20 protein-coding genes are annotated in these 19,883 nt (G+C 36.6%); 3 read left to right on the top strand and 17 right to left on the bottom strand.

Translation table 11 applies throughout. From position 1 onward, the window contains the following. Positions 1 to 9: 9 nt before the first annotated feature. The 8 genes from AC4BB7_RS04610 to AC4BB7_RS04575 form a co-directional block, all read right to left on the bottom strand. Entirely contained in the window at positions 10 to 1,227 is a 1,218-nt protein-coding gene (locus AC4BB7_RS04610) for an ammonium transporter (protein ID WP_490484565.1), read from the bottom strand. Positions 1,228 to 1,477: 250 nt separating this feature from the next. Next, positions 1,478 to 2,344 (bottom strand): 16S rRNA (cytidine(1402)-2'-O)-methyltransferase, encoded by an 867-nt coding sequence (rsmI, locus tag AC4BB7_RS04605; RefSeq protein ID WP_490484564.1) that lies wholly within the window; start codon positions 2,342 to 2,344, stop codon positions 1,478 to 1,480. Positions 2,345 to 2,427: 83 nt separating this feature from the next. Beyond that, positions 2,428 to 2,775, bottom strand: a complete 348-nt coding sequence (locus AC4BB7_RS04600) for a DNA replication initiation control protein YabA (protein ID WP_010773302.1) — start codon at positions 2,773 to 2,775, stop codon at positions 2,428 to 2,430. Then, positions 2,768 to 3,607: a PSP1 domain-containing protein gene (locus tag AC4BB7_RS04595; RefSeq protein WP_086312034.1), complete on the bottom strand. Its 840-nt coding sequence runs from the start codon at positions 3,605 to 3,607 to the stop codon at positions 2,768 to 2,770. Before AC4BB7_RS04595 ends, AC4BB7_RS04600 begins: the two co-directional genes overlap by 8 nt. A 14-nt stretch (positions 3,608 to 3,621) precedes the next feature. Then, entirely contained in the window at positions 3,622 to 4,572 is a 951-nt protein-coding gene (gene holB, locus AC4BB7_RS04590; RefSeq protein ID WP_086312033.1) for a DNA polymerase III subunit delta', read from the bottom strand. A 1-nt stretch (position 4,573) separates the two neighbouring features. After that, positions 4,574 to 4,903 (bottom strand): cyclic di-AMP receptor DarA, encoded by a 330-nt coding sequence (gene darA, locus AC4BB7_RS04585; RefSeq protein ID WP_010760520.1) that lies wholly within the window; start codon positions 4,901 to 4,903, stop codon positions 4,574 to 4,576. Between the two features lie 14 nt (positions 4,904 to 4,917). After that, positions 4,918 to 5,562, bottom strand: a complete 645-nt coding sequence (tmk, locus tag AC4BB7_RS04580) for a dTMP kinase (RefSeq protein ID WP_069645447.1) — start codon at positions 5,560 to 5,562, stop codon at positions 4,918 to 4,920. A 172-nt stretch (positions 5,563 to 5,734) separates the two neighbouring features. Further along, positions 5,735 to 7,477 (bottom strand): SpaA isopeptide-forming pilin-related protein, encoded by a 1,743-nt coding sequence (locus AC4BB7_RS04575; protein ID WP_490484563.1) that lies wholly within the window; start codon positions 7,475 to 7,477, stop codon positions 5,735 to 5,737. 188 nt (positions 7,478 to 7,665) lie between these two features. On the opposite strand from AC4BB7_RS04575, the gene AC4BB7_RS04570 reads away from it, so the two are divergent. Next, the gene (locus tag AC4BB7_RS04570; RefSeq protein ID WP_490484562.1) at positions 7,666 to 8,337 is read left to right on the top strand and encodes an O-methyltransferase; all 672 of its coding nucleotides are present in this window, start codon (positions 7,666 to 7,668) and stop codon (positions 8,335 to 8,337) included. A gap of 53 nt (positions 8,338 to 8,390) precedes the next feature. Here AC4BB7_RS04570 and recR read toward each other — a convergent pair whose 3' ends face one another. The 5 genes from recR to AC4BB7_RS04545 form a co-directional block, all read right to left on the bottom strand. Then, on the bottom strand, positions 8,391 to 8,987 hold the full coding sequence (recR, locus tag AC4BB7_RS04565; protein ID WP_086278733.1) for a recombination mediator RecR: 597 nt from the start codon (positions 8,985 to 8,987) through the stop codon (positions 8,391 to 8,393). A gap of 293 nt (positions 8,988 to 9,280) precedes the next feature. Then, complete coding sequence (locus AC4BB7_RS04560; protein WP_086312030.1) at positions 9,281 to 9,595, bottom strand: YbaB/EbfC family nucleoid-associated protein; 315 nt, start codon at positions 9,593 to 9,595, stop codon at positions 9,281 to 9,283. Positions 9,596 to 9,610: 15 nt separating this feature from the next. Next, on the bottom strand, positions 9,611 to 11,365 hold the full coding sequence (gene dnaX / locus AC4BB7_RS04555; protein WP_490484561.1) for a DNA polymerase III subunit gamma/tau: 1,755 nt from the start codon (positions 11,363 to 11,365) through the stop codon (positions 9,611 to 9,613). 135 nt (positions 11,366 to 11,500) lie between these two features. After that, positions 11,501 to 11,779, bottom strand: coding sequence for a YiaA/YiaB family inner membrane protein (locus AC4BB7_RS04550; RefSeq protein WP_086312028.1), 279 nt, complete (start codon positions 11,777 to 11,779; stop codon positions 11,501 to 11,503). Positions 11,780 to 11,898: 119 nt separating this feature from the next. Beyond that, positions 11,899 to 13,392 (bottom strand): AcpB/EbpR/MafR family transcriptional regulator, encoded by a 1,494-nt coding sequence (locus AC4BB7_RS04545; protein WP_086312027.1) that lies wholly within the window; start codon positions 13,390 to 13,392, stop codon positions 11,899 to 11,901. A gap of 242 nt (positions 13,393 to 13,634) precedes the next feature. Between AC4BB7_RS04545 and AC4BB7_RS04540 the strand changes: the two genes are divergently transcribed. Further along, entirely contained in the window at positions 13,635 to 14,660 is a 1,026-nt protein-coding gene (locus AC4BB7_RS04540) for an immunoglobulin-like domain-containing protein (protein ID WP_490484560.1), read from the top strand. An 18-nt stretch (positions 14,661 to 14,678) separates the two neighbouring features. Here the strand turns inward: AC4BB7_RS04540 and AC4BB7_RS04535 are convergent, their stop codons facing one another. The 4 genes from AC4BB7_RS04535 to AC4BB7_RS04520 all read right to left on the bottom strand — a co-directional run bounded on the left by AC4BB7_RS04535 (position 14,679) and on the right by AC4BB7_RS04520 (position 19,497). After that, positions 14,679 to 15,665: a LacI family DNA-binding transcriptional regulator gene (locus AC4BB7_RS04535; protein ID WP_490484559.1), complete on the bottom strand. Its 987-nt coding sequence runs from the start codon at positions 15,663 to 15,665 to the stop codon at positions 14,679 to 14,681. A 20-nt stretch (positions 15,666 to 15,685) separates the two neighbouring features. Continuing rightward, complete coding sequence (gene galT / locus AC4BB7_RS04530) at positions 15,686 to 17,167, bottom strand: UDP-glucose--hexose-1-phosphate uridylyltransferase (protein ID WP_490484558.1); 1,482 nt, start codon at positions 17,165 to 17,167, stop codon at positions 15,686 to 15,688. 116 nt (positions 17,168 to 17,283) lie between these two features. Further along, positions 17,284 to 18,276 carry a UDP-glucose 4-epimerase GalE gene (gene galE, locus AC4BB7_RS04525; RefSeq protein WP_086312023.1) on the bottom strand — a complete coding sequence of 331 codons (993 nt, stop codon included), beginning with the start codon at positions 18,274 to 18,276 and terminating at the stop codon, positions 17,284 to 17,286. A 60-nt stretch (positions 18,277 to 18,336) separates the two neighbouring features. Further along, the gene (locus AC4BB7_RS04520; protein ID WP_490484557.1) at positions 18,337 to 19,497 is read right to left on the bottom strand and encodes a galactokinase; all 1,161 of its coding nucleotides are present in this window, start codon (positions 19,495 to 19,497) and stop codon (positions 18,337 to 18,339) included. A 192-nt stretch (positions 19,498 to 19,689) separates the two neighbouring features. On the opposite strand from AC4BB7_RS04520, the gene AC4BB7_RS04515 reads away from it, so the two are divergent. Next, positions 19,690 to 19,857 carry a DUF3042 family protein gene (locus tag AC4BB7_RS04515; RefSeq protein ID WP_010760505.1) on the top strand — a complete coding sequence of 56 codons (168 nt, stop codon included), beginning with the start codon at positions 19,690 to 19,692 and terminating at the stop codon, positions 19,855 to 19,857. Positions 19,858 to 19,883: the final 26 nt, after the last annotated feature.

Raw genomic sequence — 19,883 nt, 5'->3', positions numbered from 1 at the left:
CTCTTCCTCCTAAGAATCTAGTCCCATAAATGTTGGATAAGCCGTTTCATCATGTTCGATGCGGTCCAAGCCCAAGGCTTCTTCTTTGGCTGAGACGCGGATTGGCATAAACAATTGAATTCCTTTGATTATAATAAAACTAGCTGCTCCAGCAAATACGATCGTAAAAGCAATACTAGCAACTTGAGCTACAAATAATTCAGTTCCGCCATAGATCAGTCCAGTTTTTCCTCCCACAGATGGATCTGCAAATATCCCAGTCATGATCCCACCAAAAATCCCACCAACACCATGACAACCGAATGCATCTAGTGCATCATCATACCCAAATTTATGCTTAACGAATGAAATAAAATAATAACAAAACGGGCTTACTAACGCCCCAAGAACAAAGGAGCTCCAAAGAGAAACAAAGCCTGCACCCGGTGTGATCGCAACTAATCCTACGACAGCCCCCGTACAAGCACCAACAACTGTGGGTTTTCCAATCGCTAACTTTTCAATCAGCATCCAAGAAAGCATCCCGCTTGCTGCAGCCGTATTCGTCGTAAGCATTGCATGGATCGCCAATCCATCAGCCGCCAGTGCAGATCCTGCATTAAACCCAAACCAGCCGAACCAGAGTAAGCCTGCGCCTAATACCACAAAAGGAATATTATGAGGTCGGTATTCTATTTGTCGATATTCACGACGTTGTCCTAAAACGATCGCCAATACAAGACCTGCAATCCCCGAACTAATATGAACGACATTTCCACCTGCAAAATCGATCGAGCCTATTTTATCTAAAAAACCTCCGCCCCACACCATATGAGCCATCGGATAATAAACAACGATCGACCAAATAGCTATGAACAAAAAGATCGCAGAAAATCGCATCCGCCCAACCACAGCACCTGTAATGATTGCTGTGGTGATCAGCGCAAACATCATTTGAAATCCAGCAAACAATCCTTCTGGAATCGTTTCTCCTGTTGTCATCGAAACATGATTAAAAAATAGCTTATCAAAATTTCCAACAAATAAATTTTCTCCACTAAAGGACATGGAATAACCCAGAATGATCCAAAGTACTGACGCTAATCCCATTACACAAATCACCATCATCATTGTGTTAAGAATATTTTTTCTACGCTCCAACCCTCCGTAAAAAAATGCTAAGGCTGGTGTCATCAAAAAGACCATTGCAGAACAAATCATAATAAATGCAATATTTCCTGTTTTCATAAAATCCCTCCAATTCAAAAATAAAGCCAACCTTCATTTTAGCTTTGTCGGTAATTTTAGCATCGTTTTTTGAATTATCCTAACAAAAAAACCTTGATTCAGTAAAATAATTTCATTTTTCTGACAATTCACGTTATAAAAAATAACATCTATACCAATAGAACGTTTCCATTACCTTGTAGACTGTTATTGACTAAACCGATTGCAAAAAAATAAACTGACTTTTTAACATCAGCTTATCTTTCACTAATCAATCCACATGAAATTCTTTATAAACAGCTTGCTTTTTCAACCCACGAAGCTTTGCAACTTCTTTGATTGCTTCTTTTGAAGAACTACCTGAATCCATCAATATTGCTATATGTTCCTTGATAGGAAGTTCTAAATCCGCATTTTCTACTAATTCTGTTCCATCTGCCCCCTCAACTAAAAGACAACACTCCCCTTTTAGCGTGTTTTCAGCCAAGTAATCACTTAATTCTGACAAAGTTCCTCTAAGATATTCTTCATGAAGCTTAGTCAATTCACGACAAATCACAGCCTTTCGATCTTCACCAAAAATTTCTGAAAAATGCTTTACAGTCGCAGTAATTCGATGAGGAGATTCATAAAAAATCTGGGTCGGGATTGCAGTCTTCAGCTGTTCTAAAATCTCAACTTGCTCTTTTTTCTTTCTAGGTAAAAAACCATAAAATGTAAACGGCTGTGGAACAAGACCCGAAGCAATCAATGCTGTCAGCCCCGCAGTAGGACCAGGCAAAGCAATCACTTTGATTCCAACTTCGATACAGGCTTCAACCAATTCATGACCTGGGTCACTAATTGACGGCATTCCAGCATCACTCACTTGTGCAATTATCTCACCAGCCTCTAAACGTTCGATAAATTGTGGTATTCTTTCCTTATAATTATGTTCATGAAAACTAATTTGAGGCGTTGTTATTTCAAAATGATTCAGTAATTTTTGTGTATTTCTTGTATCTTCACTCGCAATGATCGTTGCTTCTTTCAAAATCTTGATACAACGAAAGCTCATATCTTCCAAGTTTCCGATTGGGGTCGGCACTAAATATAGTTTTCCATCATTAGATGAATCAAAACTTTTTTGTTTTTGCATAACGGCTCCTTCTAAACGCTAAGATTGATTATTGTAAAAAGGCTGAGACAAATTTTGTCACAGCCTCTCAATTTGATTAAACTTTATTTGTATCTCTCTCCATAAATAACATCTAAACAAAAAGCACATTCTTCATCATTTTCACGACGTGAACCATATAAAATATTGCAGACATGAAATCCTTCTTCATAAAGCTTTTCCAAATTCATACGAGATTTAGAAAGCTCCTGCTTAGCTGGATCATTTGGATCGCTAGCTAATTTAGTCAACTCCTGCAAATGTTCACGTAAGCGTTGATTTTCGATTTCAAGAGTTGTATTTTTTTCAACTAACTCATGAAGTGCTTCTTTAATCTCTGATAATTGTCCCAAAGTTCCTTGTAGATCCGTCTCTAAAGAACTCAGACCATCATATAAAGAACGTTTATCCATTGTGATCACCTTTTTCGGCTTGAGCTTTTTCTGTTGCTTCTTTGATTTCTTCATAATCATATTCTACTGCAATTTCACGTCCAACTAAACGAACTTTGACGATACGGCTCAATAAATTCAACCCGACTACTCGCCCCTTGCCATCTGGTGTGATCACTTCTTTACCATAATCTGGTAATTCTTTCTTCGCAGCTTCGTATTCATCATTTTCGTATTTCAAGCAACACATCAAGCGCCCGCATAAACCAGAAATTTTTACTGGATTTAATGATAAGCCTTGATCTTTTGCCATTTTGATCGAGACTGGCATAAAATCACCTAAAAAAGTCGAACAGCATAATTGTCTGCCACAAGGACCGATTCCACCTAAAATCTTCGCTTCATCTCTCACACCGATTTGGCGTAATTCGATTCTTGTACGAAAAATTGCTGCTAAATCTTTAACTAGCTCACGGAAGTCGATTCGACCATCTGCTGTAAAATAAAAAACCATTTTGCTGCGGTCAAATGTATATTCAACACGAATCAATTTCATCTCTAATTCATGCGCTCGAATTTTCTCTTTGGCCACACTTAGTGCAGCTTTTGCATCATCCACATTTTTTTGTTCTTTCTCTAAATCAGTTTCTGATGCTTTATTTAAAATGGGTTTTAAATCCTCGGGTAAGTCTTCCGGATCAATAGATTTTTTCGGTATCGCAACTGTGGCAAGCTGTTTAGATTGCTGTGATTCCACAAGTACTTTATCATTGTAAAAATACTCTGATTTTCCAGGAGCAAAATAATAGATATGACCTGCTTCACGGAAGCGAACTCCTACTACTTCTACCATTTTCATCCTCCTATTTATGTTTTAGGGTGAATCATACGTAATACTAATTGTTCGCAAACACTTTGAAAACTAACATTAGCTTCCCACTTTTGTCGCGCTTTTAAAATCAGTTCAACTCTCTGTGCTTGTTGTTCTATTACACGTTTAAGCTGTTCTTGCGCCACACTTTCAGTGAGTTGTTTACGATAATAAGCAAGTAATAAATCAAAACTCAACGCTTGTTGATCTTTTTCTTTGAAGACTTTAATCAGCCTTTTTTGAACATAGACAAAAGCCTGTAAATCATCTTTTATCATGTAATCAAACCACTGTTGAGTAATTTCCCTAGCTTCATTAAACCATTCATCTTGAGAGATTTCAACTGCTTTGTCAAAACTATTTGTCAACTCTGCCAAAAGATTTGCTGTATTTTTATTGATTCCTGTTTCTGTCAAAGCATGAACTAATTTTTCCTTAACTAAAGGTTGAAAATGAAGAACCTGACAACGCGATTGAATCGTCGGTAAAATCTTGGCTAAAGAAGTTGTCTCTAAAATTGCTAAAACTTTACCTTCCGGTTCTTCTAAAAATTTTAACAAGCTATTTGCTGCACCAACACTCATCTTATCGGCTTGTTCGATCAAAAAGACTTTCTGAGCTGTTTCCACGCCGCTTTTACTAAACTCTGCTTTCAAAGCTCTAATCTGATCGACTTTGATTGTTTGACCATCTGGTGCGATTTGTAATACATCTGGATGTTCATTTTCATTGATCCGCAAGCAATTATTACACTGATTGCAGGGATTATTGTCAGTCAAATTTGTACAGAAAATGTGTTTTGCCATCCATGAACCAAACTCTTTTTTACCAGTTCCTGTATCGCCTTCAAAAAGATAAGCATGGGCAAGACGACCATGCTCAAAACTTTTTTGAAGTTGCTGGTAAAGCAGCGGCTGCTGTTCACTTAAAACCTGTGCTTCATTCATCTTAATATTGATGGAACCCTTCTACTGGAAGAACAAAGACTGTTGCCCCTCCTACCTCAACCTCGACAGGATAAGGCACTTGTCCATCCATCGTAATATCTAGTGTTACAGGAGTTGACACATATTGTTTACGAGATTGACATGTTTTTTTGATCAATTCCAAAGCTTCTTCTACACGATCATCATCGATCCCAACGATAAATGTACTATTTCCAGCTTTTAAAAAGCCGCCTGTTGATGAAAGTTTTGTTGCACGAATATTAGCATCAATAAATTCATTGGCTAAACGGTTACTATCTTTATCTTGGACAATTGCTAAAATAATTTTCATATTCGGTCACCTTCCTAGTTTCTAAAATATTCTGGATAACGTTTTACGATTGCTTGAAAGGTTGCTTCTACAACATCTTCCAAACTCATTCTGGCATCGATTTTCGTGATTCTTTCTGGGTTTTCTTCTACCAATTTCAGATATTCATGACGAACTCGTTGATGAAACTCAAGCCCTTCTGAATCTAATCGGTCGATTTGTTGTTGGCGATTGTTTTTAATACGATTTAATCCAGTATCAGAATCTACATCAAGATAAATCGTAAAATCAGGTACCGTCCCTTCAATTGCAAATTCGTTGATTGCAGCAATTGCCTCAACACCAATACGTCGCCCAGCACCTTGATAGGCTAATGAGCTGTCTACAAATCGGTCACATAAAACGATTTTGCCTTCTTCTAATGCAGGTAAAACCTTTTCCATCAAATGCTGACGTCGAGCTGCTGCATAAAGCAACGCTTCTGTCCGCTCATCCATCTCCTGATTTCTCGGATCTAAGATAATTTGACGAATTTTCTCAGCAATGGGAATACCGCCAGGTTCTCTTGTTTTAATAATGCTTCTTTCTGCTGCCAGATCTAGTCTTGGATATAACTCATTCAATACACTTGTTTTTCCTGCGCCATCTGGTCCTTCGATCGTTATAAAAATACCTTGCACTTTACTAATCCCCTTACTTACTTTGATTCCTTTTGTCTATTATACTTTATCTGTCACAATCAGTCTAATTGAATTCCTCATAATTAATATTTTCCTGATGAATAAATAAAACTGAGATGAAAAGCCTAACAGACTTCACCTCAGTTTTTACATTTTACTCATTCAAAACGTTTTAAACTCTCTTACTTCTATCCAAAAGAATAGTACCACTGATCCCTAGACAAAGACTACCGAATAAAAATAAGTAGTTCATTGCGTTTTCCCCAGTTTTAGGTAATATTCTGTCATTAGATTGGTTCCCATTATTTTTCTTTTCGTGGCTTTCATTACTGTTCTTTTTTGATGGTTCCGTTTTTTCTTCTTTTTGATTTTCAACAACGACTTCTAATGGTTCAGTTTGATTCGACGTTATTTCAAAAGAAATTGTTTTTTCATTTAGTATATACCCGTTTAATGCTTTCGTTTCTAGAAATTGATAGTTGCCTGGTGCTAACCCCTGAATGAAAAGTTGACCATTTTCTTCTGTTATAAGCTCCTTCTGTAATGGATTGCCCCTATCATCTTGAAGCTCAAATACGACACCTGCCAATCGTTCTTTCGTTGTTTGGTCCACCTTGATTAGTCGAACTGATCCAACTGTTTGTTCAGCTATATTTATCACTTGTTTAAAAGCAATCTTGTTTTGAAAATCATTTTGGGATACTTTTATTGGTGTAGCATCAAGAATGAAACCAACAGGTGCTTTTGTTTCTATTAAAGTATAATCTTCTTGCAGCAAATTATTTATTTCACCTAAGCCTTGATCATTTGTGCTAATTTGACCGATACGTTCGTTCGTTGAATCTTTATAAACATCAAATTCTGCACCAGCTAAAACACTACCATCTTCCGAAGTTTTCATTACTTGGATAGAAAATACTTCCCCTGTTCCGGTACCACTTCCATCGGAGTATTGCGTTTTTACTTCTTTTGAAGCAATCGTTGTTTGATTGCTTTCTAACGTAGCAATATTAGAAAATTCTTCTTGATCTTGGGGTTGGTGATCGATTGTTGTGTCATAAGAAATAAGATAGCCTATTCCTTTAGGCATATCACCAAAATCTACTCTAAATCCATTTGGAAGATAATCGACTGTCACTTGACTAGTAATATCAACTTTATTGATTGGATTATCAAAAATCCCTTTATCTCCATCAGGAAATTCCGCTGAAATCACTTTGATCGATCCTGGAACTAATATATAGTTATCTGTTTGAAAAGTATCCGTAACCACAGCATTAGGCAACTCCTGTCCACTTGCATTTACTCGTACTTCCCAAAAAAGGGTACGTGAGTCTGATGAAAACCACGACCATTTATTGATCACTTCATTCGGATCATCTGTAGCTTTTTCAACTTCTACTTCGGTTGAAACTTCGTTTGTTTTATTGATTGGAAACACTAGCTTGATCGTGCCATATTCATCAATTATTTGTGTGTCAAATCGACTTAAAAATTGCAGTGTACCTTTTACATTTGAATGGGTTTCTACAAATTCGGTATACGTCAGCAAAACTGTTTTTGATTCCTTATCTGCAACTGCAATAGCCACAACAGATCCATTTTCATCCAACACATCAAAGGTCAAACTATTCACTAAATCTAACTCAACAGGTAAGTCGATCAACGTCGTATCACCTTTTTGGGCGCTTCCATTTGGAATACTCCAATCCATATGAACTTGGATGATGTCCCATGATTTGAAAGAGGTTTGGTCTTCTCCTTTTTCATTAGTGATTTTTACATTTTGAATTGTATCATTAAGTTCTTTTGCTCCAGTCGTCATTGTAGATAGTTTCATTGAGCCAAATACGACCAAAATAAATGCAATACTTAAAACTAGTAATTTAATGGACGTATAAAATTTTTTCTGCATTTTCCCCACTCCTACTATGAATTCATTTTTTTATCACCTAATTATATGATATTTTTTTAAAATAAATGTCTTTATTTTTCCGGAAAATATCATTTTTGAAACACTTCCTTTAATTAAATGCAAATAGATGTTCTTTATAGTGAAACAAGAGGTATAATTATTTTAGAAGTACCAATAAAAAACTAGGAGTGAGTTATTTGGAAAAATTATTTGCAGCAGTTGATGATTATTTCATTGAAAAGTTAGTGGAAAAAGACCCCATTTTTGATCAAATCCTTGCTAATAACAAAAAGCACCAATTGCCTCCCCATGACGTTTCACCTTCTCAAGGAAAATTTCTTTATCTTCTTGCACGAATCAAAGGTGCCAAAAGAATTCTAGAAATTGGAACACTTGGAGGCTATAGCACTCTTTGGTTTGCTAAAGCACTAGACAAAGAAGGACAGGTTATCTCTCTTGAATTCGATAAAAAGCATGCTGAGGTTGCTTCGGAAAATTTAGCCCTTGCTGGTGTTTCTGCTAAAACAACGATTTTAATTGGTCCTGCTTCCGATAGTTTAAAAAGCATGGTAAAAGATCAGACACCACCTTTTGATTTGATTTTTATTGACGCGGATAAAGAAAATAACTCTGTTTATTTAGACTACGCCTTACAACTAGCTCGCTCTGGAACCATTATTATTGGGGATAATGTGGTGCGTGGTGGTGCAGTCATTGACCAGAATAGTATTGACAGTAGAGTATTAGGAGTACGATCTTTTGTAGATGATTTATCTACTTCATCTAAACTGACTTCGACAGCGATTGAAACAGTTGGAGTAAAAGGGTATGATGGTTTTACCATCAGTATTGTAGAATAGTATAAAGAAGATGGCTCAAAAGTTTTTAAACTTTTGAGCCATCTTCTTTATACTTAAAGTTCCCGACGTCCCTCTACAGCTTTTAATAGAGTGACCTCATCCGCATACTCGATATCACTGCCGACTGACAAACCATGAGCGAGCCTTGTTACTACAATCCCTGCTGGTTTGATCAAACGTGAAAGATACATCGCAGTCGCTTCACCTTCTGTCGTGGCATTTGTAGCTATAATAACCTCTTTGACCTCATCATCATGAAGACGTTGAATCAATGATGCAATATTGATATCTTCTGGACCTGTGCCTTCCATTGGAGATAATACACCATGAAGTACATGATAAAGACCATGATATTCCCGCATCTTCTCCATTGCCATGACATCTTTTGGTTCTTCTACAACTAAGATAATACTACGATCTCTTGTCGTATCCTGACAGATTTCACAAGGATCTTCTTCTGTGATATTACCGCAAATACTGCAAAAATGCAGATCACGTTTCACACTGATCAACGCTTTAGCAAAAGCATTAACATCTTCTTCTTTCATATCAAGTGTATAAAAAGCCAAGCGTACGGCTGTTTTTTGACCGATACCTGGTAATTTCATATAACTTTCGACTAGTTTAGCTATGGGTTCTGGATAATGCATGGCTTTCAAATCCTTTCAAACACAGACCATTCTTGGTTGGTTTTAAACTATGTATTCATTACAAGACTAAAGTTTATTATACCATTTTTTATAGATGATTTTATAAAAATTAGCTTTTTAACTTCTTTTAAAACAGATTTCAAATTATCTAGAAAAAAAGAAGACTGTCATTAACAGATTGCTTATCAGAAAAGGTAAATATTCTTTATTTAAATGATTAAAGGCACGATTTTTGATATACAGCATCAAAAATCGTGCCTTTTAAAACTACTTGAATAGAAATAATTTCTATCCTAAAATCCTGGCATTCCTTTAGTATATTTACCCATTGTCGCCTCTGTTTCTTTTTCTACTTTAGTCAATGCATCATTCACAGCCATAATGACTAAATCTTGTAACATTTCTACATCTTCTGGATCAACAACCTCTTCTTTAATTGCGATATCTTTCATTTTGCGATCGCCAGTAAAAGTTGCAGTCACCAATTGATTGGTAGCTTCTCCCACAAATTCACGTTCATTTAATTCTGCTTGTGCTTTTTCCATATCTTTTTGCATTTTTTGAACTTGTTTCATCATTCCTTGCATATTTCCCATGCCTCGCATCATAACTATCGTCTCCTCTTAATCGTTTATTACTTCAACGAGCGCTTCGCCAAACATTGCGATTGCTTCGTCTACTACTTGGTTATTGACTTCTGCTGTTGGTTCTTCTTCTGCTAACAAATGATTTTCTTCATTATTAACAGGTCGATCTTCATTCGATTGTTCTCCTGAAGTTTCTTTGTTTTGGCTGATGAATGACTGACGTAGTTTCGGCCAGCTTTCTTTTGTGATACAAATCATATCAGGCGCGTAATTGTTCACCAAACGGCTTAAATTATTATGAACCGCCAGCTGCATTTCCTCATCTTCCATCGCTCGACCACAAACGATCTCATACTCAAAGGCAATCACTAAACCATTGGGCCCTGCTGCAACTGGCTCACTGGCTTTCAGCATCGCTCTTTGTGTTACCGACATCATTTGTAATAAGTCATCCCAGACATTTTTTACATTCATCAAATGATCTTTAGTCGCTTCATTCAATACTTTGTAAACAAGCTCTGTTGGAATCCGCAATGTATTTTTACTGCTCGTTGCACGTGTTGTTTTAACAGGTTCAGCTTCTTTAGCTACAACACCGTTTTTCTTCAATTCTGATAGTTCTTTTTGTAAGTGTTCGATTTGTTGCTGTAATATTGACATCTCAGCAGTTGCGACTGGTTGCGCCCCATCCAAAACTTCCACAGGTTTTTTTACAGATTTTGCCAGTTTCACCGTAGCGACTTCAAGGTAGATATTCGCATTGTTCGTAAAACGGATATCATTTTGCGTATCACTTAAAATTTGGATCATTTGATAAATTTTCTCAGCCGCAGTTTGGCCTGCTAACACTTTGAAATTTTCTGTTAGATTACCGACTTTGTCAGTTAGCAAATTAGGTGCTTGTTGAAAAATAAGCAAGTCCCGACAATACAATAGTAAATCTTCTAAAAATCGTCGTGCTTCTTTACCGGAACTAAGGATGCTCTCCAATACTTCCAGCGCTCGTTCGACATCTCCTGAGACACAGCTAGAAATATATTGATCCATCATTTCATAGGTCAGACTACCTGTCACTTGCATTGCGTCAGTCAAAGTAACTTTTTCATCGCTGAATGAAATCGTCTGATCCAGAATACTTAAAGCATCCCGCATCCCACCTTCGGCTGCACGTCCAATCACATATAAAGCCTGCTCTTCAAACTCAACATTGATTTGTTTTAGAATAAAGCCGAGATGATCAACAATATCTTGCGTACTGATTCGTTTGAAATCAAAACGTTGTGTTCTAGAAATGATCGTCAACGGAATTTTGTGAGGTTCTGTCGTCGCTAAGATAAAAATAACATTTTGCGGCGGTTCTTCTAAGGTTTTTAGTAATGCGTTAAAAGCACCCGTCGACAACATATGTACTTCATCGATGATATAGACTTTATATTCTGCTTGTGTCGGTGCATATTTTGCTTTATCACGGATATCACGAATTTCTTCTACTCCGTTATTACTCGCCGCATCGATCTCGATTACGTCATTCAGACGTCCTTCGGTGATCGCAACGCAAGTTTCGCATTCATTACAAGGTTCTCCATCTATGCTATGTTTACAGTTGATTGCTTTGGCAAAAATTTTCGCCGCACTTGTTTTTCCGGTTCCTCTTGGACCGGTAAACAAATAGGCATGCGAGGTTTTCTTTTGGATGATCGCATTTTTTAACGTCTGCGTAATTGCTTTTTGTCCAACAACATCATCAAAACGCTGTGAACGCCAGACTCGATACAAAGCTTGATAAGCCATAATTTACCCCTCCCTCGAAATTTCACTATCTTCTATTATACGTGATTTTTATGGATAAGGCATTAAAAAAAGCGAACTCATTAAAAAATTCTTTCAAAAAAAAGCCCCGACTCTCGTCAGGACCTTTAGCATACATTAAATATGTGTATCTGTTTCTTCATTTTTTACTAAACCATCATTGGCACGGAACATTTGATTGTAACGTTCTTCATCTTCTTGATTGTCTCTGATCACTTTTGAAAGTGTAAATGATGAAGATATCAATCCAACTGACCCCATTAAATAGTAGCCTTTAACCATCAATGGTTCTTTTAGTGTGTACAACCCAATCAACATCAATGCCACGAAAAAGGCAAAAGATCCCCAACTTAGAAAGACAAAAGCAGGTGTGTTTCTGTAAGCTTTCTTTTTCATAATTCTCTCCTTTAAAATTAATAATACTTTTTTAGTATAGCATTACTATTTATTAAATGACAATCCTTATTTTCATTTCAAAAAAATAATTGACTTTAAAAACCAATTAAAATAACAAATCAAACGTTTAAATAAGCAATATCTTTGGGTAAAACAAGTCGTCTTTTATCAATGTATTTTCGTAAATCCGTGATATTTTTAAATGACGGAATATCTTCTACGATCATATTAACTTCTTCATCCACCGCTTCAATCGCATAATTTGAGACATACAAGTCATAATTTTGATCAGAGCTATTTATCAATTGATCATAAAAATGACTTTCTTGAACCGATAAATTCACTTTGTTTCGGAAGTTTTCTTTTAGGATTGTGCTAAGGAGCTGTGCATGTTCTTTCCCTAAATCGCTTAAGACTAGAACAGATAACTGATGCCTCATCTCATCAGTGAGTTTACCAAGATCTTGCCAGCGAATCGCCATCTCATGAAGAATACCATCCAAATACATTGATTTCCACGGAAATTTCATTTTGACTTCTAGCACACCTAAAGCCTTTTTAACAACTTCTGTAAAAACAATGAAATTCTGCTTGATTGCTCGACTTGAGTAAAGATAGCGATCATACACCATAAATTTTTTATACGGGAACATCTTGTGTTTGGCATAGATATACTCAATCAAGCGAACAATGCTTACTCTGCTTTGTTCTGAAATAGAGATAGAGAGTGCTTCCTTGATCGTTGTTACTAAATTTTCTGCTTGATGGATAACATTGACTTTCTCCTGCTCATTGTCCCAACCAAAATCCCACCAAAAAATAGAATAACAAAAATCTTCGTACCAATTATCAGGAATAACCACATTTAAGGGTGCGGCTATTTCTTCTACATCTGCTTGATATTTTCTTACATCTATCGTCGTTTTTACAAAACTATTGATTGGATCTTTTCGATTCTGAATTAAAAAGCCTTGTCGCTCTCTAATAATTGTAACAGCGATCGAATAAGCTAAATGAACGATTTGACTATCATTCAGTTCTAATTCAAATTTTTTATTGATCTTATTGGATAACTTAAATATTTTCTCTCTATCTAGATGAAAAGGCCACTCTCGAATACCGTAAACCTCAATAAAATAGCAAGTAAAGAAGTAGCGAATCTGGCGTTCATCTTTTCCATGAACAAAATACGGTGAACGACTCATCTGAATATTTCGATCTTTCAATGCTGAACTGATTACATTAGACAAACGATATAAACTAGAATTACTTAAAAATAATTTTTTCTCCCAAAATGCAGCCGGCTGCATTGGTTCAAAAAAAATTGACTCTAATAAAGAAAAAGCATTCGATTCTTGCATGATTTCAATATAAATTTCATGGATCGACCTATGCGGTGAAGCAATCAGTCGAATTCCATGTTTTCTGGATGTCTCTATTGTCAGATAATCTGACCATCGATCTTCTATGTACTGACAATCCAACATGATTGTTTTCTTTGAACAATCAATACTTTCAGCAAGATAATCCGAGGTGATCCAGCTATTTGGTCCATTCAATAAGTTCAACAACAACACTCTTCGATGCATAGATGGCGATAACAATCTCTCCATGACTTCTCCTCTTTTCACCTTTATTCTATTTATTCTTCAAATTTTTCCTCTAGTTGAGAATTTTTTGAAGAAATCCCCGTTTAACAATAATTATAGCATCTTCTAACCCTTTTTTGAATTAATCTAAAGCGCAACTCAATTGGTTTATTTAAAAACCGGTCTTATTATAAAAATATAAAAACGCGGATTTAAAATTTATCGATAAATGGAAAGTCTCACCACACATTTTGGAGGGATTCTACATGAAAAAAAACACAATCAAACACACCATTATCATCGGCTTCATCAGTATTTTAGGCGTTGCTTTATTTATTGGCGGATACATTTTCACTGATGCGTCTAGTAGAGCAAACCAATTAGCTAGTACACCTAAAAAAGCCAAAGTCACCTTAGTAAAAAATGTTCCGACAGACAAAGAATTGGCTAAACTTGCAGCTGTTCCTAAGAAAAAACAAACGAAAGAAAAAATTGTTGCTGTGAACACTACTCAAGATACCATTGCGCCGAAGATCAATGTACCTGAAGAAACTGTTGAACAAAATTCTCAAGTCAATATTTATGAAGAAGTCACTGCCACTGATAACAAAGATGGAGATATTACAGCCAAAGTAGCAGCAGACGAAACGCTAGATACATCTGTTGTCGGCACACAGACTATACATTTTACTGCAACTGACAGCAGTGGTAATACAGGAACTGCTGATAGAACATTTCATGTTGTACCTAAGAGTGAACCTGTAGAGGCTCCGGTTCCAGAACAAGCCGAAGCTCCCGCAGCACAAGTAAATGTTCCTGCTGAGCCCTCTCAAGCTACACCTGCTAGTGCGCCTGTTGCACCAGTTGAACCCACTTATGGAGCGATGACCATCACAATGAACGGTCAAACAATTCCTTATCAAAACGGCGGGCAAGGTAGTGGACAAAGCGTGATTGATTCTAACCCTGGTGGTGTTGCCTCTACTTGGGGAGGTGCTGCTGTTCAATCAGGGGATGACGGACAAAATACTCATTTTATCGGTCATAACCCAGGAGCATTCTCAACTGTCTTTTCATTGGGAGCTGGCAGTCAAATCGTTGTAACGGATGCAAATGGCACCCCGACTACTTATACAGTTAGTACCTTGTTGCAATTAGATGATTATGGAACTGAAATAGGTTCTGGAACAAATTACTGGGATCTTACAGTCGGCACTGGCGGCGGCGAAAGAATTACTCTTCAAAGCTGTATCAATGATGATGTCAACTTGTTTGTTATCGCTTATAAATAAAAAAGAGCATCAACGGATTTATTTCGTTGATGCTCTTTCTATTAGTTCAGTAGCAATCGTTATTTTTCTTGCTACAGGTGTTTGTTCGTGAATTAATGAGAGTATCGTCTCAACTGCCAATTCACCCATCCATTCTGTATGGACTTTTATTGTCGTAAGTGGTGGACTAACGTATTTCGCCACACTTATATCATTGAACCCAATTACAGAAATATCCTCAGGCACTTTAAGTCCTGCTTCTTGAATCGCTTTTAAAGCCCCCACAGCTAAGGCATCACTCGACGCAAAAAAAGCACTTGGATAGTCATTTGGATACTTTTCCAAAAAGTCTTTCATCACTTCATAACCCTTAGCAACAGTAAATGGTGTTCTCAAAACATAGGATTCATTAAACAATTTTTTTTGCAACAATATCTCTTTAAAAATCGTAAATCGTTTATCTTCAAGTGGTTTTTGGCTTCCTAAAGTATACTCTTCCCCGGAAATCATGCCAATTTTTTGATGACCGTGTCGGATCAAATAAGTTAAAACAGACGACATGCTTTGCTGAAAATCGATAACTAAAGAATTGTATCCTATATCTAAAGCATCAAAATCTACAAACAAAAGATTGTTATTGATTTCAAATAAAGCATCAGCTTGTTCCGTGGTAAACTTTCCTAATGCAAGAATACCATCAGCTTGCTCGCTATTTAGCTCCTCTAACGAACGTTTAATTAGCTCAAGCCCAAGTTCCTCTGCCTTTTTCTCAATTCCCAACCGAATGGATAGATAATAAATATCTTCTAGCTCTTCTGCTTCATCATACCATTGAATAAATAAAATTTTAGCCTTCGTATTTTTTGTGCTTTTTTTGTGTTTCGTGTAATTTAATTCTTCTGCCGCTTCAAACACTTTTTGCTTAGTCTCGATACCTGCTGAAAGATCAGGATCATAATTTAATACTCGTGAAACTGTGGCTGGTGAGACTCCTGCTAATTTTGCGATATCCTTGATCGTTGCCATCTTTTCACCTGCCTTCTTTATTATAAACTATCAATAAATCGTTTAAATGCAGCTTGTCCTTCTGTTGTCCGTTTATAAACTCCTGCATCAGCTAATACCTGAGCAAAAATTTGTCCCACTTCTTTTTGGATGATTTCACTTGCATTTTCTTCACTGAAGCTATATCTTTCTTTCATTTGATCAGCCCATTGTTTATGGTAATCTGCGATATGATTTTCTTTAGCTAAAACATAATTTTCTACTTCTTGCAGCTCATCTTTTAAACGTGGCGGCAATACTGCTAACCCCATTACTTCGATTAAACCGATATTCTCTTTTTTAATATGTTGAACCTCTTGATGAGGATGAAAAATACCATCTGGGTGTTCAACAGAGGTATTGTTGTCACGTAAAACCAAATCCATTTCAAATAATTGCCCCTTGCGGCGGGCAATAGGAGTTATCGTGTGATGAGGTGTTCCATCTGCCGAAAATGCTTGAATCGATACATCCTCATCAGAATAGTTCCGCCATTTTTCTAAAATCAACGAGGCTGCTTCAACTAAATCTTCTGAATTAGGACTTTGCAAGCGAATCACAGACATCGGCCATTTAACGATTCCTGCATTCATTAAAGGATAGTCACTTAATTCAAAGTATTGCTCGATCTCTGCTTTTTCCATCGGGAAAATATGACGTCCAGCTTGATAATGATTGTGAGTCAAAATCGATCCTCCTACAATCGGTAAATCAGCATTAGAGCCCACAAAATAATGAGGTAGGACTTCAATGATCCTAGTCAATCGTTTAAAGGTTTCTTTTGAAATCACCATAGGACGATGCTCTTCTGACAGAATAATTGAATGCTCATTGTAATAAGCGTAAGGTGAATACTGAAACCCCCAACTTTCGCCATCTAAATTCATTCGAATGATTCGATGATTGGTCCTAGCTGGATGATTGACCCGACCTTTGTATCCTTCATTTTCCATACACAAAACACATTTAGGATAATCAAGCTGACTGTTTTGGCGTTCAGCTGCAATTTGTTTTGGGTCTTTTTCTGGTCTTGATAAATTGATCGTGATCTCTAGTTGACCATATTCTGTTTCAACAGAAAAAAGATTATTTTTTGCAATTGCTCTTGTTTTGATATAGTCATTCTCTTGGCTTAGTTTATAGAAGTAATCCGTCGCATCAACTGGATCTTTTTCGTAATATTGAGCAAAAAGAGCATTGACGACCGAAGGCGGTGGTGTAAGAAAATCCATCAATTGTGCTTCGAAAATTTCTAAATCCGTTGTTTCCTCTTTCACTTTTCCATTTTTTTTAGCTTGAGCAACTAGTTCATCCAATAATTCCAATGATGACTTTGTCACTAATTTTGGAGAAATTGGTTCTAACGATTCTTCTCCAAGTACGCCCAACACACGATTTTGCAAATAAAGCCGATCTAGTTCCATCCATCCACCTGCTTGAATTGCTAGCGTCACAAAATCTGTAATAGTTTGACTAATTGACACAACGTTTCCTCCTAAATATAAAAGCTAAATAGGCTCATTTTACTCCGATTAAAAATATGAGCGCTCTTTAGACTATATTTATTTTTTATTTTTGTTCAATGAGACTGCCTTGTAAACTAGAAAGAATCATATCCTTTTGGATGGCTGACATGCCAGTCCCAAGCTGTTTGAATGATCTGTTTGATATCTGTCACTTGCGGTTGCCAATCTAAAATCGTTTTGGCTTTTTCACTAGAAGCAACCAATTTACTTGGATCTCCTAAGCGACGCGGTAGTACTTTAGCTGGAATTTCTTTGCCAGTTACTGCTCTTGCTGCTTCTAGCATTTCTTTGACTGAATAACCAGTGTTACTACCTAAGTTGAAGACATTACTTTCGTTGCCTTTTTGTAAGTAGTCCAGCGCTGCAATATGAGCTGCGATCAAGTCTTCAATATAAACATAGTCACGAATACATGTACCATCTGGCGTATCGTAATCATCGCCATAAATCCCTAGGTACTCTCTTTGGCCTAACGCTGTTTGTAAAATAATTGGAATCAAATGCGTTTCTGGATCATGATCTTCACCAATTGAAGCATCTGATTTAGCCCCTGCAACATTAAAGTAACGTAGCGCAACATAACGCATACCATATGCTTTGTCACACCATTTCATCATCTTTTCCATCATTAATTTACTTTCGCCATATGGGTTTTCTGGATTTGTCGGCATCGTTTCTACAATTGGCATCTCTTTAGGCTCACCATAAGTCGCAGCTGTTGAAGAGAATACAATGTGCTTAACACCAAATTCTTCCATTACTTCCAACACGATTTGTGTGCCTTGCACATTATTGTTAAAGTAAACTAGCGGCTTTTCTACTGATTCACCGACTAATGAACTTGCAGCAAAATGGATCACGCCATCGATTGTTTCTTTTTTGAAAACACTCTGCATAAACGCTTTATCTCTAATATCGCCTTGATAAAATGTAGCTTTTTCATGAACAGCCTGTTTGTGACCAGTCTGAAGATTATCGACAACAACTACCTCATACCCTTTTTGAATCAATTGATCCACTGCATGGGAACCAATGTAGCCTGCCCCGCCTAAAACTAAAATTGACATGTTACTGCCTCCTTATTGATTGTCTGCGAAATGAATATCCTTTTTTTCGTATTCCTTATTTTACAGCTTTCTAGCTCCGTCATCAACATTCGCAACATAAAAGTCTGCTGAGTAGCCAATTTGCTCTTGATACGTTTGTCCAACATTCTTAATAAAACGTGCCAAGTCTGCTTCTTTTACTAAAGCAATTGCACAACCGCCAAATCCTGCTCCTGTCATCCGAGCACCTAATACACCAGGTTGTTTCTGAGCTGTTTCTACTAAAGTATCGAGTTCGATCCCTGTTACTTCGTAATCATCTTTTAAAGAAGCATGAGACTCATTTAGTAATTGACCGAAGCGATTTAAATCATTTTTAACAAGTGCTTGTTTTGCTTTGATCGTTCGTTGATTTTCAGTTACGGCATGCTTTGCCCTTTTAATCAACGTTCCGTCTTTAATGATTGGTTTATTTTGTTCAAAGCACTCTTCTGTTAATTCTCCTAATGATTCGATTGATAAAATAGTTTGTAAGCGACTCAAAGCGAGTTCACATTCTGCTCGGCGTTCATTATATTTTGAATCCGCCAATTCTCTACGTTTGTTTGTATTCATGATTACAATCACATGCTCACCAAATTCTGCTGGCACCAGCTCATAATCTAGTGTATTTGTATCCAACAAAATAGCGTGATCTCGTTTCCCCATACCTATAGCAAATTGATCCATGATCCCCGAATTCACACCAATAAAATGATTTTCTACACGTTTTCCTGTAATCACTAAATCCAACATTTTAATATTTAACGCAAATAAATCATTTAAAATAACCCCAGTCAACAATTCGATCGAAGCAGATGAAGAAAGACCTGCACCATTTGGAATTGTTCCGTAAAAGAGAATATCAACACCCTGCTCGATAGGATACCCTTGTTCAATTAAATAAGAAATCATTCCTTTGGGATAATTCGTCCAATCATGTTCTTTCTTATAAGCTAAGTCTGTTAATGAAAGTTCAATAATACCTAACTCAGAAAAATTTTCCGAATACAATCGAATCATTTGATCCTCTCGTTTTCTAGCAACTCCATACGTTCCGATTGTAATCGCTGCTGGGAAAACAGAACCGCCATTATAATCTGTATGCTCCCCAATTAAATTGATTCTTCCTGGAGCAAAGTATATTTCTGCAGAAGCAATTCCAAAAACAGAATGAAACAACTCTTTTAATTCATTTTCCAAAATTTCCACCTCTCCGTTCTTTTTAGTAAATTTATTATAAAACATTTACTAAACATTTACAAGTTTTTTTCGTAAAACGGTTACAAAACTACTTTTTAAATGACTCGAAAAGTCCATTGCTCCTCTCTATTGGATTTTTTTCTTACTTTAGTTCATAATAGAGGTGTCTAAATAACAGAGAGGAGAATGTATATGAAAAAATTTATTTCAGGTATGCTTGTAGGAACAGCCGTGACATGTGCTGCGGTTGTAGGATTTGCAGCTACAATCAAAAAAACAGTTCTTGATCCAATCGAAGAAAAAGAAGATATGATTGAGGAAAACCGTAAAAAAGCAATGCGTAAACGTATCTCTCGATAAAGGGCTAAGTGAACAAAGCGCTTAAT

This window comes from Enterococcus sp. AAFC-DPL-5182, from assembly GCF_058216605.1.
Note: the sequence above shows the minus strand (reverse complement) of the source record. Positions and strands in the feature narration are given on the sequence as shown.